General features: G+C 55.6%; 19 protein-coding genes. 7 read left to right on the top strand and 12 right to left on the bottom strand.

Annotation, left to right across the window (positions count from 1 at the left end; all coding sequences use genetic code 11):
* Positions 1 to 44 precede the first annotated feature (44 nt).
* The 6 genes from KJ653_06730 to KJ653_06705 form a co-directional block, all read right to left on the bottom strand.
* Entirely contained in the window at positions 45 to 500 is a 456-nt protein-coding gene (locus KJ653_06730; GenBank protein MBU0685522.1) for an Hsp20/alpha crystallin family protein, read from the bottom strand.
* Complete coding sequence (locus tag KJ653_06725; protein MBU0685521.1) at positions 493 to 1,242, bottom strand: PAC2 family protein; 750 nt, start codon at positions 1,240 to 1,242, stop codon at positions 493 to 495. The genes KJ653_06730 and KJ653_06725 overlap by 8 nt, the downstream gene beginning before the upstream one ends.
* Positions 1,243 to 1,313: 71 nt before the next feature.
* Positions 1,314 to 1,691, bottom strand: a complete 378-nt coding sequence (locus tag KJ653_06720) for a RidA family protein (GenBank protein MBU0685520.1) — start codon at positions 1,689 to 1,691, stop codon at positions 1,314 to 1,316.
* A gap of 4 nt (positions 1,692 to 1,695) precedes the next feature.
* The gene (locus tag KJ653_06715) at positions 1,696 to 3,276 is read right to left on the bottom strand and encodes an amidohydrolase (GenBank protein MBU0685519.1); all 1,581 of its coding nucleotides are present in this window, start codon (positions 3,274 to 3,276) and stop codon (positions 1,696 to 1,698) included.
* Between the two features lie 74 nt (positions 3,277 to 3,350).
* Positions 3,351 to 3,923, bottom strand: coding sequence for a GTP-binding protein (locus KJ653_06710; protein MBU0685518.1), 573 nt, complete (start codon positions 3,921 to 3,923; stop codon positions 3,351 to 3,353).
* A 436-nt stretch (positions 3,924 to 4,359) separates the two neighbouring features.
* The gene (locus KJ653_06705) at positions 4,360 to 5,205 is read right to left on the bottom strand and encodes a DNA primase (GenBank protein ID MBU0685517.1); all 846 of its coding nucleotides are present in this window, start codon (positions 5,203 to 5,205) and stop codon (positions 4,360 to 4,362) included.
* Between KJ653_06705 and KJ653_06700 the strand changes: the two genes are divergently transcribed.
* On the top strand, positions 5,204 to 6,460 hold the full coding sequence (locus KJ653_06700) for an MFS transporter (protein MBU0685516.1): 1,257 nt from the start codon (positions 5,204 to 5,206) through the stop codon (positions 6,458 to 6,460). The two genes, KJ653_06705 and KJ653_06700, sit on opposite strands and share 2 nt — an antisense overlap.
* Here KJ653_06700 and KJ653_06695 read toward each other — a convergent pair whose 3' ends face one another.
* Together KJ653_06695 and KJ653_06690 are read right to left on the bottom strand one after the other, a co-directional pair.
* The gene (locus KJ653_06695) at positions 6,461 to 7,234 is read right to left on the bottom strand and encodes a DUF1614 domain-containing protein (protein MBU0685515.1); all 774 of its coding nucleotides are present in this window, start codon (positions 7,232 to 7,234) and stop codon (positions 6,461 to 6,463) included.
* A 44-nt stretch (positions 7,235 to 7,278) separates the two neighbouring features.
* Positions 7,279 to 7,734 (bottom strand): GIY-YIG nuclease family protein, encoded by a 456-nt coding sequence (locus KJ653_06690; GenBank protein MBU0685514.1) that lies wholly within the window; start codon positions 7,732 to 7,734, stop codon positions 7,279 to 7,281.
* 125 nt (positions 7,735 to 7,859) lie between these two features.
* Here KJ653_06690 and KJ653_06685 point away from each other — a divergent pair, with 125 nt between their 5' ends.
* Both KJ653_06685 and KJ653_06680 read left to right on the top strand, forming a co-directional pair.
* The gene (locus KJ653_06685; GenBank protein ID MBU0685513.1) at positions 7,860 to 8,861 is read left to right on the top strand and encodes a sodium:calcium antiporter; all 1,002 of its coding nucleotides are present in this window, start codon (positions 7,860 to 7,862) and stop codon (positions 8,859 to 8,861) included.
* Positions 8,862 to 8,924: 63 nt separating this feature from the next.
* The gene (locus KJ653_06680; protein MBU0685512.1) at positions 8,925 to 9,749 is read left to right on the top strand and encodes a nucleoside phosphorylase; all 825 of its coding nucleotides are present in this window, start codon (positions 8,925 to 8,927) and stop codon (positions 9,747 to 9,749) included.
* Positions 9,750 to 9,753: 4 nt separating this feature from the next.
* Here the strand turns inward: KJ653_06680 and KJ653_06675 are convergent, their stop codons facing one another.
* The 3 genes from KJ653_06675 to KJ653_06665 all read right to left on the bottom strand — a co-directional run bounded on the left by KJ653_06675 (position 9,754) and on the right by KJ653_06665 (position 12,241).
* On the bottom strand, positions 9,754 to 10,953 hold the full coding sequence (locus tag KJ653_06675; GenBank protein MBU0685511.1) for a class I tRNA ligase family protein: 1,200 nt from the start codon (positions 10,951 to 10,953) through the stop codon (positions 9,754 to 9,756).
* Between the two features lie 204 nt (positions 10,954 to 11,157).
* Positions 11,158 to 11,412: a hypothetical protein gene (locus tag KJ653_06670; GenBank protein ID MBU0685510.1), complete on the bottom strand. Its 255-nt coding sequence runs from the start codon at positions 11,410 to 11,412 to the stop codon at positions 11,158 to 11,160.
* Positions 11,413 to 11,500: 88 nt separating this feature from the next.
* On the bottom strand, positions 11,501 to 12,241 hold the full coding sequence (locus tag KJ653_06665; protein MBU0685509.1) for a metallophosphoesterase: 741 nt from the start codon (positions 12,239 to 12,241) through the stop codon (positions 11,501 to 11,503).
* Positions 12,242 to 12,336: 95 nt separating this feature from the next.
* On the opposite strand from KJ653_06665, the gene KJ653_06660 reads away from it, so the two are divergent.
* The 3 genes from KJ653_06660 to KJ653_06650 are packed head-to-tail and all read left to right on the top strand — an operon-like array spanning position 12,337 to position 14,777.
* Positions 12,337 to 13,113: a ribonuclease H-like domain-containing protein gene (locus tag KJ653_06660; protein MBU0685508.1), complete on the top strand. Its 777-nt coding sequence runs from the start codon at positions 12,337 to 12,339 to the stop codon at positions 13,111 to 13,113.
* Between the two features lie 28 nt (positions 13,114 to 13,141).
* On the top strand, positions 13,142 to 13,288 hold the full coding sequence (locus KJ653_06655) for a hypothetical protein (protein ID MBU0685507.1): 147 nt from the start codon (positions 13,142 to 13,144) through the stop codon (positions 13,286 to 13,288).
* Positions 13,289 to 13,292: 4 nt separating this feature from the next.
* Positions 13,293 to 14,777: a DHH family phosphoesterase gene (locus KJ653_06650; GenBank protein MBU0685506.1), complete on the top strand. Its 1,485-nt coding sequence runs from the start codon at positions 13,293 to 13,295 to the stop codon at positions 14,775 to 14,777.
* Here the strand turns inward: KJ653_06650 and argF are convergent.
* Complete coding sequence (gene argF / locus KJ653_06645) at positions 14,749 to 15,672, bottom strand: ornithine carbamoyltransferase (GenBank protein MBU0685505.1); 924 nt, start codon at positions 15,670 to 15,672, stop codon at positions 14,749 to 14,751. The genes KJ653_06650 and argF overlap by 29 nt on opposite strands.
* Positions 15,673 to 15,835: 163 nt before the next feature.
* Between argF and KJ653_06640 the strand changes: the two genes are divergently transcribed.
* The coding region (locus tag KJ653_06640; protein ID MBU0685504.1) for a transposase at positions 15,836 to 16,107 on the top strand (272 nt) is incomplete at its 3' end.

Raw genomic sequence — 16,107 nt, 5'->3', positions numbered from 1 at the left:
ATGCATGAACCGAGACGATTCTCAATCAACGCAGAATCGACGCTCTACTTCACCATGACTCGCTTCTTCTGAGATTTCTGCACCTTGATCTCGAGAGAGTATCCTATGAGCCTCATCTTCAACGAGTCGGGGTCCAAGATCTCCCTGGATTCCACGCCTAGGTAGTATGGCCTGCATTGGGCCTCATCCGTGCATCCGAACACTTCGACTTTGTTCCTGTCGACATTGACCCGCATGTTCTCCTCGGGCACATTGGGAAGTTCGACTTCGAGTGATATCTCCTTCTCCGACTCCGATGTTCTGAACTTCGGCGCGATCGGGAGTGGCCTGAGCATCCTCGTGACGGGTTTGTCATCAATCCCCCATATCATGTGGATGAAGCCCTGTTCGACCCTTTCCATCTCTTCGTCCAGGTTCCGGATAAGGTCGGAAGCGGCCCAGCACCTGGAATCCTCGACGAGGTCCTTCAGCCTCCGAGATCTGCGGACAGCGTCAGCCATACATGTACGACTTCCCCAGGCGTTCCGCCTGACTCTGTCTTGCTGCGAGCATCTCCTTGGTCTTCTCCACAGTGGCCTTTACGTTCTCCTCTATCATCTCCGCCTCTTTGCGGAGCTCTTTCAGGTCCACCTGGACATTGGGAAGCAATTTCGTGACAGATTCGACCAGCTTGGCACCTCCTCTGGCATCCGGGTACATCGCGTTCGCTTCGACGAGCAGACATATGACATGCTTCGCGAGCCTTTCGCCCTCGCTGAGCAAGGCACCAGAGACCCCCGTGATCATGCCGATCTTGAACTGCTCTATTCCGGCAGCTGAGACGAGATCGCGCGCATGCTGTGTCGACCCTACCCCGAACACCCTGACCTCCTTCGTGGGCTCCGCCTCCTGGCCAGACATCAATCCCTCAAGGCAGAGGACAAGATCGTATCCGTTCGAGCCCGACCATTCCAAAAGAGTCTTTGCGAGCTGCGATGACACCGAAAGAGGGATCTGGAACTCTGAGGCCACGATCGAGAGATTCTTGTATCCGAGGATCCTCAGAGGGTATCCAGGAATCCCGTCCTGAACGAGCGCTGCGGGCGGAACATCATCCGAGAGCACGTATGCTATTCGCTCCATCTTGAGGGACTCTGCGATGAAGCTCCCAGCTATGCTTCCGACCATTCCGACGCTAGGAAATGCGCTCACAAGGGTGCCGCCACTGGGTTTCGCTCCCTTGGCCACCTGAATCTCGAACATCTGTCTCCGGCTCCAATCCCAAAATCGGGCTCCATAGTATAGTACTTTCTGACGAATCCCGAATTGCTTTCCTAACGAACCAAGGCGACTGCATCTAGTTCCACGAGTGCTCCTTTCGGAAGTGCGGACACCTCGACCGTGCTCCTTGCCGGCTTCGCATTCCCGAAGTGCCTTGCATAGACCTCGTTCACCGCCGGAAAATCCCTCATGTCCTTGAGGTACAGAGTCACCTTGAAGACCAGGTCCAGACTGCTTCCGGCTGTCTCGAGGACCGCCTTCAGGTTCTTGATTGCTCTATCCGCCTGGGCTGGAGCGTCGGTCCCCGCTAGCTCTCCCACTTTCGGATCCAGACCCAATTGCCCAGAGCAGAAAACGAATCCTCCGACTACGATGGCCTGAGAGTAAGGGCCGATCGGGTTGGGCGCCTCCTCAGTCACCACTGACTTGATTCTGTCATTCATCCCAGCATCGACTCCTGGCTCGCGGCCTCTCATAGACCACATCGCCACCGACGACGGTCTTCAAGACTCGCATTGAGGATATCTTCGAAGGGCTCTCGAACGGATTGTCAGAGAGCACGACGAAATCCGCTAGCTTGCCTTGCGTGAGCATCCCTTTCGCACCCTCGCTGAAAGATGCGGAGGCTGCATCCCTCGTGTACGCCGCAAACGCCTCAAGAGCTGATATCTTCTGCGCCGGATGCGGTGCATTGACTGCCGAGTGAATGCCGTACAACGGCGAGAGCGGCATGCAGTCCGAGCCGAAGACCAGCCTAACCTTCGACGCTAGGACTTCTTTGAGCGGGTTGTTTCTGGCGGTGCGCTTCGCACCAAGCCGCGAGAGGTACGTCCCGTCGGTGCCTCCCCACTCACCGATGAAGTTCGGCTGCATAGATGCAATCAGTCCCAGCTTCCGCATTTCCTTCAAATGCTCCGCGGTCGGCAACTCCAGATGCTCGATCCTGTGCCTGTGATCTTTCTTGGGGGATTTCGCGAGTGCTGACGCAAGGGACTGGATCGTCACGTCGATTCCCACATCGCCTATGGCGTGGATCGCGAGTTGTATGTCGGCCTCGTTTGCCCTTCTAACGAGGTCATCTAGATCGGACATCGGCTGAACGAGCATCCCTTTGTTCCCCCTGTCATCGCTGTATTCCTCTGATAGAGCGGCCGTCCTTGCTCCGAGTGCGCCGTCGCAAAAGATCTTCAGGCCGCCCAGCATGAGGAAATCAGAGCCGATGCCGGTAGACAGGCCCATCTTAAGCATCGAATCCAAGTTGCCTGAGGGAGTATTGAACCACACGCGGACTCTTAGCTTACCGTTCCTCTCCGCAACTCTGTAGACCTCGAAATCTTCGGACTCCCCGTTGTCGTTGATCGAAGTGACCCCGAGAGAGTGCGCCATCCTGGTGGCCGCAGCCAACCCCTTGGTCTTCTTTGCGATGTCGGGGGCGGTCGCTGCACGAGTAATGGCCACGGCGCTTTCCTTGAGGACACCCGTGAGCCTTCCAGAAGAGTCGACACACGCATCATGCGTCTTGGCATCGATGCATAGTTCAGAGATTGCCTTGGAGTTGATTGTGGACATGTGGCCGCAAACACGATGCGCGACACAGGGATGTCCAGGACAACAATCGTCCAGGTCTTTTCTAGTGATGAACCTGCCATCGACCCACCCGCTCTCCTTCCAGTTCGTCGCAATAACCCACTCGTCATCTGGGATGCGCCTAGCCGCTTCTCGAATAAGGGCCAGGGCCTCTCCAAACGACTTTGTCTTTGAGAGATCGACGTTCCTCGAGTCGACACCCATCTGGATGAAGTGCGTGTGACAGTCTATGAAACCTGGGACTACAATCTTGCCTCGGAGATCGTACTTGTCGCTGCCCCTTGGGGCATTCCTCTTGATCTCGTAATCTCCGCCAACGCCGACGATCCTGCCGTCATCGACAGCGATCGCACGAGCGGACTTCTTGAAACGATCGAATGTGTAAGCCTTGCAGTTGTAGTACACTGCGCTAGCGTGTCTCAAGTTCATGCTATACCCGACGACACGTGAACGAGTAGCACAGATATTATCCTTCACAGATGACCGATGACCGACAGGGAAAATCATTTCGGGTACAACATCATCTCGACAAGCGTTGAGAAGGCCTGCTCCACATTGTAACCAGTCTTCGCGGATGTGAGCATTGCCGGAGAATCGTGCTTCTTCGCAAATACCTCAAGGTCCTGGAACGGCACGCGCGTCTCCTCCCGAAGGTCGCACTTGTTCCCCAGGAAAACAATTGGCACCTTCCCGGTAGTCGATGTCATCGCCTTGATCCAGTACCTGAGCTCGCCCAAGCTCTCCTTGCTGGTGACATCACATACTGCAAGCGAACCCTCGACCCCGTAGAAATACGCCTCTCGCAGGACCTCTCTGAAACTCGGCTGGCCCATGATGTCCCAGGCGAGCAGAATCACTCGCTGAGGGGCGCCGGTCTTTGGGTCCTTGACCTCGATCTCCTTCTTCGTCACCTTCGTTCCAATCGTCGCAATGTACTTGTCATCGAAGGCATCGAGAACGAAGCGTCGTATGAGACTCGTCTTGCCGACTCCAACGTCGCCGATCAGACAGATCTTCAGTTTCCTTGTCTCATCGCTCTGGGGCAATGGTTCGAACTCTCCTTGTGCCGACGACATATAGATAGCTGGTCTATAAAATCTTTGCACGATAATCTCATCCCACCGAGAAAGCAATGACAATTGAATGGTCTTCGTCTGCTATTGTGCTCATTCGCGCGGAGAAATGCACGCAAATGAAAAGACACTTATATGTCATGAATGCCTATATGGACACAAGGATGCGGCGCGATAAGAGCAGAACGCTCGCGAAAGACGGCTCTTGGATGGAGACAGACGCATCGAATAGCAGGGACTGATCCCTGAGTAGACCAAAAAGGAGGAAACCAACATGTCTTGTGGCAAGTGTGGAGCAGCAAAGAAGACGAAGGCAAAGAAGAAGGCCAAGAAGAAGAGGTAACTCGGGAGACTAAACTCCTCTGTTCTGGGAGGGACGAAGAATGGCTCCAAGAAAGAAAGCAACCAAGAAGGCCGGGAAATCTTCCAAGAAGAAGAGTTACAACCGAGGAAAAGAAGTCCGTGCATGCAAGGAACGCTGACGCACGAACTCTGGCAAAACCAACTTCGAGGTCCTAGGATCAAACCCCACCAAATCTCTTTCCTCTTTAATTATCATGCATTTTCTGGAGACTAACGCGTTTAGCGAGAATGGCAGGCGCATCAGACGAGATCCTCCTGCGGTGACCCATTCATCTATGTCGTACCGCTTGCCGATACGGCTCGCAAGGTCTGTCCGCCGCTTCTTCGAGAGGGCATACGCGCTCTCGTCATCCACTACGACATGGAAACCACGTCCGGAGAATACGGTGCTCACATCCTCGTAGTCTTCCCTGAGCTCGGCGGCCAATTCGACCGCCTGACGCCTCACCGACTTGAACTCGATCATACAGAAGGACATGCCCCTGTCCCTCTGCATCTTCTCCCCAATGTGTCCGTGATATGGGCAGTCGACATTCTCAGGATCAAGGTCGAATGCAAGCTGCTGGCCGCCGTAGTTGTCGCATTCGAAGCAGGCTCCCCGTCTCCTAAGACATCGGGCGCACTTGGAGACATCTACGTATCGGTTCCTGTCGTAGTACAAACCCTCTGGAAGGTAGTCAAGAGCGTACGACCGGACATCGCCTGCGCGATGCCAATCATCGATGATGACGACATTGTCCATGTCCTTCGCGTGGCGTGGGGCTACTATCCCGGAACGGCGGCCAGGTATCATCGCGAACTTCAAAGCCCCTCTCCGGCCTCCGATCCATCGCGAGACAGCGCGAACATCGAACTCGTGCGTGTAGAACTCCTTCCTCTCGTCGAGAGTGGAAGGCCTCATCCCGTGCGGGAATCCCAGCATGATGGCTAAACCTCCTGATACGGTAAAAAGACTCTGCAAAGCAACTTATCTGTGCTACACATTGAGGGCGCTTGACCGGCATATGGGAAGAACGCCTAGACTGCTTTGGCTCATCAGCTTCCATCACGCATGCAATGATGGCACTCTGATGGCGCTGGTCGCATTGATTCCGATACTCGTCCGCGAGATGGACCTCTCATATTACGATGTCGGGTTCCTCGGGTTCGGAATACTCATCACAGTCGTCATCCAGTTTGTAGTCGGGATGTACGCGGATCGTGTATTCTCGAGGTTCCTGCTTGAGATCGGAGCGTCATTGATGGGAGTGTCATTCCTCTTGCTGCTGTTCGTAAACGACTTCATGGGCGTGCTTCTGGCAGTCATAGCGATGAGGATCGGTGGGGCATTCTACCATCCTGTCGGGACAAGCTGGATTACCAGGGAATTCTCTGGCCCATATCTCGAAACCGCCCTTGGAGTGCAGAGCGGGGTCGGCAACTTCGGAGTGATCATGGCCCTAGGAACCTCCGGATTCCTCGGCGAGCTCTTCACCTGGAAAGCTCCATGTCTCCTCTGGGCAGGGCTCAACTTCACCGCCGTGATCCTTGGCCTCGCAACGATCAAGGACAAGCATATCAAGACCAAAATCGAGAAGTCTACGCCCAGGATCCGCTCGAAGCATACGCTGTCAAAAATGTGGCTTCTCACGATTCCGATTGTGGCTGGAGGCGCTCTGTACCAGGTCACCAGTTACTTCGGGCCTGTGAACCTGACAAAGGTGCACGACTGGTCCGCAGGAAACGCGGACCTCATTTTCGCCGTATGGATCGGGGTAGGCACGGTCACCTCATACTACTTCGGCATGATGAGCGCACGGTTCGGGAAATACGCTCTAATGAGTTCAGGGTACCTCATCTCGGCAATCGCCATGCTATTCCTGGCGTTCACGACTGAATGGTATGTCGTCGCGCCAGTGCTCGCGGTCTACGGGGCGTTCCTGTTCACCACCTATCCTGCTCTGTTCGCGATCACGACCGATATCACAGACGTTAGCGAGAGAGGGACTGCTTTCGGCATATTGTTCGGGTTCCAGCTCGGGGGTGGAGCCATTTTGGTATTCATCTGCGGGATAGTTGCTGACGAGCTGAACAATCCAGACTACGCGTTCGTGATAGTGGCTGCCCTAGCCCTGGCATCTCTTGCGACGGTGATGCTGTTGGAAAGGCGCTCAAAAGCAGGCACGAGTAGCGTGTGACTACTGGATGCGCCCTTTCTTTCCAGGTTCCAACTTGGGCGCAGGCGTCATGTCGCGTGCGTACGGGAGGCCTTCAGCACCTTTCTCCCAATCCGATACAACCCTCTCAAATCCGTGCTTCTTCTCCTGCCTCATGACCCTTAGGACGAAGATGTCCACGAGGACCGCTGCAATGCCGGTCATGTAGACCATGTCGAATATGTTAGCCCCGCCAATGCTGAGTACGGCGAACTCACCTGCAGGCGGGGAGCTGGCCAGGATCTCGCCGAGGTGGAACACGTCGGCTCCGACGAGTGTCCCGACGACGCCACAGAAGTACGCCAGGGATGCTGCCTTCCTAATGTCGATCCAGAAGGCGGACAAGGAATACAGGCCGGCCGCCAACGCTGGAGCGAATGCGAACTCAAGATCGGCCACTATACCTACGCCCGCCTCCGCCCTCGTGATGAAGTATGTGACATACGCTACGATTATGACGCCTATGGCTCCCTCGGCAACGCCAACCCTCTTCGATCTCAAGAGGATGTAGCAGACGATCAGCGGGATGATGCCTCCGCCCACGCTGATCCCTATCCACCAGTCGGCGTAGGGGAAGAGCGGAATCGTCAGCCATCCCATGAACAGCGTCAGGGTAAGGACAGTGCTGGCTTCTCCCTTCGTGAAACCTATCCGCTCGAGGACCTTCTCAATGGATGTGATGTACAGGTAGAACAGCAACAGGACTAGCCCTATCACGAGGAAAGCAAGGAACGCCGAACTCAGTTCTTGCGCCATTTCATGACGGTAACCGTAGAGAACCGATAAAACCCTTGTCCCTGTCAATCGGTTTTGGCAGCTCTTGGGACGGATCTCGGGTACATGCAGTCCAACATGGACAGACGCATGGAGATCGTCTCGAAGGCCCATTCGGCGTCTTGGTCTCCGAAGTATAGGAGATGCGACTCGCACGTGCAGTCAGAGGAACCGAAACCCCTTAGCAGCGCTCTCGCACCTTCGCACTGCAGAAGCGTGCGAACGACCTCGCACTCGATCTGTTTAGTTTCACAGGGAATGGCCACAGTGGACAGTATGTTTGCCTTCTCGAGGAAGTAGTCGATGTGCCACTTCATCCTCTTCGCCGAGGATTTGTGCCTCCGGACCCTGTTTTCTATGCCTTTCAATGCTGAACCGACATAGACGTATACGCCTCCCGGGAAGACATGCACCCCTAGGGCTCCTACATGAATCCTCGTCTTTGTCGGAAGGAGGGTGATCAGGCAGTACGTTCCCTTCATGCGACCAGGGAATGCGTCTGAGCAATTTACATCCTCTTACAGGGACAAAAAACCACGAACTCTCTCGAAAACCCATATATCGTTGGATGCCATGTCGAAACCTAGGATATCGCTCGGGATGGGACATGGTAGATGCTGCTTCACTGGCGTTCATACCCATAGTCGCAGTAGGTTTCATCGTTCTTAACCAGGGCGCCAAGTTCATCACTGACAACGCAGTGGCCGTGTCCAAGAACTTCGGCATCAGCAGGTTTGTTATTGGCATGCTTGTGGTCTCGACCCTTGCCGCCATGCCTGAAGTGATCGTGTCGATACTAGCTCTCGAGGCGGGAGGCAAGTACATAGCGCTCGGGAACGCTCTCTCATCCAACGTCGTCACCATAGCATTCGTCATCGGACTGACGGCCATCATAGTCCCTCTGAAGATCACTAGGGAGATTATCATGCGGGACGCGGTCTTTCTCATGACGGTCACGATCGTCGCGTCCGTGCTGCTGATGGATGGATCTCTCACGTTCTTCGAGGGAGTGGTGCTCATGATACTCTTCGTACCATACACGATGAACCTGCTTCTGGCAGAGCGGGTGTCAGACCCCAAGGAACTGGAGGAGAGCCTGAAAGATGCCACGATTCAGCTGGAGCTAATGGGGCAGCTTTTCGGGAAGAAGGTCGAGATCAGGGCAGGGTTCCAATGGCTCGTGCTCGGCATCCTGTGGACAGTCATGGGAGCGGAACTGGTCGTTAGGGGCATCCTCAGGATGACCAGCGATTTCAGCCTGGACCCTTGGCTCGTCGGCATTACGCTCGTCGCGCTCGGTACCACGCTGCCGGACATAGCCGCATCGTATCACGCCGCCAGGAGAGGGTTCGGCGACCTGGCACTGGGAGAAGGAATCGGAGCTAGCATTGTCACAATGCTCCTGACGCTCGGGCTCATGGGAATAATCAAACCCTTCGAGTTTGGCCGCACGGAGATACTCCCGATGATCTTGGTTCTGAACCTTTCGACTTTCATACTGTTGCTGTTCATGATCAGGGGCATGGGGATTACACGGCTGGGAGGAGTCGTTCTGATGAGCACGTACTTCGGGATGGTGCTGTCTGTCGTGCTTCTCGTCGTCCTCTGACAGGAGCCCTCCAACGACCTTATCTAGGGTTATTGGCATTCGTATTCCGTCATTCGGAGGCTGGTGCAATTGAACAAGCAGCTCATCACAGGCCTTGAACCTGGTGAGGTAGAGAAGTACGTGTTTCTGAGCGGAGAGCCCGAGAGGGTTCCAAAGATCGCATCGATGCTCTCCGGTTCCAAGAAGGTCAGGCAGTACAGGGAATACACGGTGTTCAGCGGAAAGCTCGATGGCACGCCAGTCACCGCTGCCTCCACTGGCATAGGCGGTCCGTCGACAGCGATCCTCATCGAGGAGATGGCGAACCTCGGCGCGGAAACATTCATAAGGATGGGCACGAGCGGAGGCATTGCAGACGGGCTCGAGAAGGGGGATTTCGTTGTTGCGACTGGGGCAGTACGCGCGGACGGGACGAGCAAGAGCTATGCATGGCCCGAGTATCCAGCTGTCGCGGACCACGAGATCGTGCTCGCCCTAATCGACAGCGCCAGGAGATCCAAATCCAGGTTCGATGTCGGCATATGCCTCTCCGTGGACGGATTCTACAGCGAAAACAAGGTTTTGAAGGACGGGAAGATAGTGCCCATGTCACAGTCAGGTTACATGCCCTCGTTCATGGTCGACAGGCTTGCGGACGCGAAGAAGATGAAAGTGAAGAATATCGAGATGGAGAACGCCACCATCTTCACCCTGTGCTCCTTGTTCGGGCTCAGGGCGGGCGCGATATGCACTGTCTCGGATGTCGTGCCCTGGCACCCCACCGAGAAGGTGATTGACTTCGAGCAGAACATGGCTGATTGCATCAAAGTTGGGGTCGATGGCATGAGGACAGTCATCTCGTGGGACAAGAAGAAGAAAGACTCGAAGTTCTGGTCCCCATCTCTCTGAGAGCCTACTTCTGAGCGGGTTTGCCCTTCTTAGGCTTGGCTGGAGGCCCAGATGGGGCTTCGGCCTGAGCGAAAGGCTCAGGCCACGGGACGGTGTGTATGCTAGGAGAACCTTCGCGGTCACGGAAGTACTGCTGGTAGAACTCCTCAGCCAGATTGGGGACGACGGGCGAGACCAGTTTCAGGAGACCGAGGCCGACCGACCACATGGTGTACCAAGCGGCCTCGTCTTTGGAGTCCAACCTCTTGCCCTCCTTGGCCAAGTACTCCGCGGACACTTCGTCCCTGATGAACTCCTCCACAATCTTCAGGGCGTCGACCGCCTTGCCCCCCTGGATCAGCCCTTCGACAGACAAGTGCAGTCTGATGAACGAATCTAGAAGATGCTTGTCAGTTTCGCGCAGGACCATAAGCTCAGTCAGTGGCTTCACCTTGATCCGCTTGGTCACATACTCCTCGAGGCTCCAGAGCTGCTTCCAGAGTCTCGTCTCATGTCGCCTTAGGTCGAGGAGAGATCTCGCGTCGTTGTACTCGCGTGTCTGCATCGCGGAGGAGACGTTCCTGATCGAGTCCTGGATCGCGTCTATCTGAACGCCGCTCCTGCCCAACACGGGCGTGAGCCTGAGAACGTCCCTGATGTATCCAGTGAGATGCCCATGCCACTCGAGCCTGTCCTCGAGCAGGTCCTTGGCCATCATCATGTTGGTCATGGCCTGGTCGAACCTGCCCTCCTTATAAGTGTCAATCGAATCGGTAACGAGCTCCTCCACATCCTGGCAGAACACATCAGTCTTGCGTGCCTGCATGATGAGGTTCTCGGTTTGTCTGTAGTACGACAACAAGTTGACGCTGTTGAAGTTCCTCTCCTCAAGGATCGCAGCGGCAGTGGAGGCTATGAACGGGTGTCGACTGAACATGCACTCAACCAACGCCAGCTCGCCCAGCTCAGATTGTGTGAGTCTTGCGAGGCTTGCCCTTATCTGCTTCCTGACCTTGGGATCGTCATCATCGTAGTGCTTAACGAGCAAGGGCACGACCGCGAGAGGATTCTTGCCTCCATACTCCTCTATCCTGTCGATCATCTTTCGCCTCCGGCCCGGAAGCCGAGAGGACAAGTCGGAAGTGAGGTGCCTGTCGATCCTGAGGCTCTCGATGTCTTTGGACATCTCGACGTCCGCATCGCTGACGTAGATACCTTTTGGCACCAATCACACCTGGCCATGTGCGGATGAGGATGCGGATACATAAGTCTTTTCGGAAGGCAACAAGGGGCAGAGAACCTGACGGTGCAGACGATGCCATATCCTCTGTTGGCTGCTTATCCGCAGCCGCCCCTGACGCATCGCACAGTTCAACGCTGACGCTGATAGAGGATTCAACGAGTCACTGCGCAGGTGCGGCAAATCCGACTACTTGCTGCTCCAACGACCGACCACTATGATCAGGATTACCATGAATATCGTCAGTGCAACTGCTGTGACGACATAGATGAGCCATCCTACAAGATCAATATCCACGAAGGTTGTGTCTATTCCACCAACCTTGAGTCCGCCCTGCACGACACTGTTCCACAACAACGCAATGACAAAACCGAACGCCGCTGCAAGCGACGTGGCGATGGTCCTCTTCACTTCGGCTTTCGATAACTTCTTCTCCTCAACCAACTTGAATACCCCCGAGAATCGGAGAACGTTCTCTGTAGAAATACATTTCGAAAACTACCGACTGACTCTAAGTCGGAGGACACTGTGATCATTGGAACCGTCGGAGTCTCCTCAACTCCCCCACCGTTGGGAACTCCAAGACCTTCTCGCCCGAGAACAAGATGGGCGTGAAGCTGGACAAGCCGTCATCAGACAGGAGGGGAGAAATGCTGTCAGATGATTCCTGGCTGATGACATCAGTACCTGGAGAGATGAGGCTCAATGCTGGGAGTATCAACACGCCCCTGCTATCGTCGAAGAGAAAGCATTGGTCCTTCAGCGATGCTCCCACGCCATCCCTCAGCCTGATTGACGGATGGATGTGTCCCATTATGGTCATCTTGCCTGTCAACGAGCCAACATGACCGTGAACTACCCTGATGTCCCCGCAGACCGTTTCACGGCGTAGCGGGACATCATATTCCCGCAGGATCAAGCCCAGGAAATTGTCATGATTGCCCTTGATCACCTCGAGCGGGACGCTCCCGCCAAGCATCTTGACGAATGCATGAACGTCCTGCCACTCCTGGGTCAGATTGCTCGAGAAGTTGTGTTTGAGGTCGCCCGCAACGATCACCCTGGAAGGTTCAAGTGCGGCAACCATGATCTTCATGTATTGCTCGATCTTTCGAGTCTGGACGCGAGGTATGCTCAGGCCTTCGTGTTCTAGCGAGGCCTCGTTGCCAAGATGCATGTCGGCGACGACGAGCGTGTTGTCGTCTTTGATCAGCGCCGCTCCGCCTGCGAATATTTCGACGCCGTCGCACACCCGGTATCCCTTCCGATTCACGACCTTGAGTAGGCTAGCATCGCTTAACAACCTTCTGACTACTTTTGCCCGAGTCGATGATTGCTTAAATAGCATTGAGCGGCGTCTGTTGGTGGATGCTCCGCAACTCCTTCCTCCTACTGAGAGGCATTGGACCGCAGCGTGAACGCACGCTGTGGACGCGTGGGATCACCGATTGGAAGGAGTTCATGGGCGAAGCCACTGTTCGAGGCATATCTGACGGGATGAAGCACATCATGGATGACGAGCTCAGGACCGCTGAGAGAATGCTCAATAGGTTCGAGACCGGCTATTTCGCCACCCATCTTAGGAACAGGGATCAGTGGAGGTGCCTGAACGATTTCTCCAGCCAAGTGGTCTTTCTGGACATCGAGACGACGGGACTGTCGTTGAGATCGCCCATCACCATGGTCGGGATATACGACGGAGCACGAGTTCACTCCCTTATCAGGGGAATGGGCCTCACACGCGACAACCTGGAAGCGATCCTAGGCAAAGCAGGGATGATTGTCACTTACAACGGCGCGTCCTTCGACCTGCCGGTCATAGAATCCCAGTTCCCAGGGGTCATCCCAGAGATACCACATGTTGACCTCAGATACCCGCTCAGGCGCCTTGGCTATGCTGGTGGGCTCAAACGGATAGAGGCCGACCTGGGTATCGAGAGAGACAAGAGGGTTGCGTACATGACGGGCGAGAATGCGGTTTATCTATGGAAGCTCTGGGAGAAGCACGGCAAGCGGAACGCTCTGGACCTGCTCGTCGAGTACAATACTGAGGATTGCAGGAACCTCAAGACGCTCGCGGAGCACGTGTACATGTCTCTTAAGAGACAGACCTTCGATGCGGTCATGGGTCGCTGGAAAGGTTGAATAATCAATCAGTGCTTAGGGGTTCGGGATGGACGGGTTTCTTGCGCTGATTGTCGCATTGGTCGTGTTCGCGCTTTTCATATTCATCATACAGAGGACCGTCAAAGGCTTCGTTCTGATCGGCCTTGTCCTCTTGACCATCATTGCATTGAGAACGTTCGGAGTCCTGGGGTGATCGCATGGGAAAGAAGGACCTATCATCCGCAATCCCGGCCGGACTCTGGGCATCGGCCGAGATTGCAGCGGATGCACTCGGAAATGCTTCATCGGCCGTCGTCGCCACACACATCGATGCAGATGGAATATCCGCCGCCGCAATCGCAACTGCAGCTCTCGGGCGCGCGAACGTGGATGCAAAGACACGATTCTTCAAGAAACTCGATGAGGCCGCAATCGGGATTCTTGCAGGCGATCATGCCGACCTGATCTGGTTCACTGACCTCGGGAGCGGCTCGATCACGAAGCTCGAGGGGATGAGAGCTGTCGTCACGGACCATCACATGCCAGAGACAGGATACGCCCCTGGTTCCAGGAAGGGGCAGGCGCTCCTGACGGATTTCAGCACCGTGCTGCACGTTAATCCTCAGCTTCACGGTATCTCAGGAGCGTCTGACCTAAGCGGCGCTGGGAGCACATTCCTCGCGGCGCTGGCCATGGATGAGAAGAACATGGACCTCGCCCACCTGGCCATACTAGGAGCGGTCGGGGACCTGCAGGATCAGAAGACCCGACGGCTAGAGGGGATCAACAGGTTGATTCTGGCCGAAGCTGAGGAGATCGGCAGCATCCAGGCCATCGAGGACATCCGTTACTTCGGGAGGGAGACAAGGCCAGTCCACAAGCTGCTCGAGTTCTCGAGCGACCCATTCCTTCCTCGGATCAGTGGGAACGAGGAGGGGGCGCTCAGCTTCCTACTGGAGCTCGGCATAGAGCTCAAGGAGGGTGATTCCTGGCGGTCCTGGGCCGATCTCGCAGACGCGGAGAAGAGCACCATCGTCACTGCGCTGAGAGACTACCTCGAGGGCATGCGCAGAAAGCCGGAGACGATTGATCGAATGACAGGAGAGGTCTACGTTCTTCCGAAAGAAGCACGAGGCACACCGGTCAGGGACGCGAAGGAATTCGCCACTCTCCTGAACGCCTGCGGGAGACACGGTAAGGCCGATGTGGGCCTGCGCATCTGCGCTGGGAATCGCGGGGACTCGCTGTCAGAGGGCATGGTTCTGCTTAGAGACCACCGTTCAGCGCTTAGCAAGGCGTTGACCTGGGCCAAGGGAAGCGGCGTGATCAGACTGAAGAACATCCAATTCTTCGATGCCGGAGATGAGATCGAGGAGACTATCGTAGGCACTGTCGCCGGGATGCTCCTGGGCAGTGAGGGAGCGGATAGGACCGTTCCGATGGTTGCGTTCGCAGAATCGACAGAGTACTCCGAATCCCCCAAGATCAAGGCATCCGGTAGAGGGACCCAGGACCTGATATCGAAAGGGCTCGACCTGTCCGTGGCAATAAGGGCCGCAGCCGAGAAAGTCGGAGGAATCGGGGGCGGGCACAACATAGCGGCCGGCGCCACGATCCCTTCAGACACGAGGGACGAGTTCCTGACCATCCTGGACGGGATCGTCGGTTCCCAGCTCACTTCCCGAGGACCGCGACGAGTATAGCCTTCTGTGCGTGCATGCGGTTCTCCGCCTCGTCGAACACGACGCTGTGCGGGCCGTCGATTACCTCCGCGGAGACCTCGAAACCCCTATGCGCTGGCAGGCAGTGCAGGAACAGCCAGCCCTTGTTCGCCTTCTCAGCGAGCTTGTCGTTGACCTGATAGGGCAGGAATATCTTCTCTCTCTGTTCCTTCTCTTCTTCCTGACCCATCGAGACCCACGTGTCTGTGTAGATCACGTCAGCACCCTCGGCAGCCTGGAACGGGTTGGACATAACATCGATCTTGCCGCCCTTGCCCTTGGCGATCTCCTGTGCCTTTGCGAGTATGTCCGCGTTCGGCCTGTAATCCTTCGGCGTGGCCGCGCGCATGTTCATCCCCGTGAGCGCGCACCCGAGCATGAGCGAGTTGCACACATTATTCCCATCACCAACGTAAACCAGCTGTAGCCCTGCAAGCTTCTTCTTCTTCTCGAGGACCGTGAGCAGGTCAGCGGCGCACTGACATGGATGTTCAATGTCGTCGAGACCGTTGATCACGGGCACTGACGCATGCTTGGCCAGCTCCTTCATGATCTCGTTGCTGAAAGCTCTGTACATAATGGCGTTGACGTACCTGCTAAGGATCTTGGCTACGTCTGAGACCGTCTCCCGCTTCCCGATGCTGATCTCGGTCGGGGAGATGTACAGTGCCTTACCTCCGAGCTGCATCATGCCGACTTCGAATGAGACCCTTGTCCTAAGGCTCGGCTTCTCGAAAACCATCCCGAGCACCTTGCCTTTGAGAACATCCTGATTCTGTCCCTTCTTGGCGGGATCCTTTTTCATCTTCAGAGCATTGGCTAGGATGTCCTCGAAATCGTCTTTCATGTCCAGAACTGAGATGATGTCACGCTTCAACGCATCACCGGCAGTCCTCAAGCGTCTGTCACGTATTAATCCTTTCGAGCCAGTTGTTCTGTAACAAGTCGGGTGATGAGGAGATCCAGGCGGTTACGCCCTGACCTCCCAGCACTACATGCGATGGCGGAGTCTTGATAAAGGAAACGCTGTGAATGATGCGATGCCAGTCATTGGTGTCGAGTCAAGCCTGGAGTCGTACCTTCGAGTCGACCAATACTATCCCAGGCATAGCAGCAGAACGGGCTCGACATGTGGGAGGATACAAGATTCCCGAATGGGCGCGGTGTTCGTATGCCAGTGCGGATGGCGCCTTGATAGGCACATCAACGCCAGCATCAACCTGCTGCAGACAGCCGTCTCCAAGAGATTGGAGGTGGCAGGGGGCTTATGGTTCAGCCCCGGCGCGTTCCAGCATGACGTGATGATGATCCT

Source organism: Candidatus Thermoplasmatota archaeon, from assembly GCA_018814355.1.
Taxonomy (GTDB): domain Archaea; phylum Thermoplasmatota; class Thermoplasmata; order UBA10834; family UBA10834; genus COMBO-56-21.
This window is presented reverse-complemented; position numbering and strand designations above follow the sequence as displayed.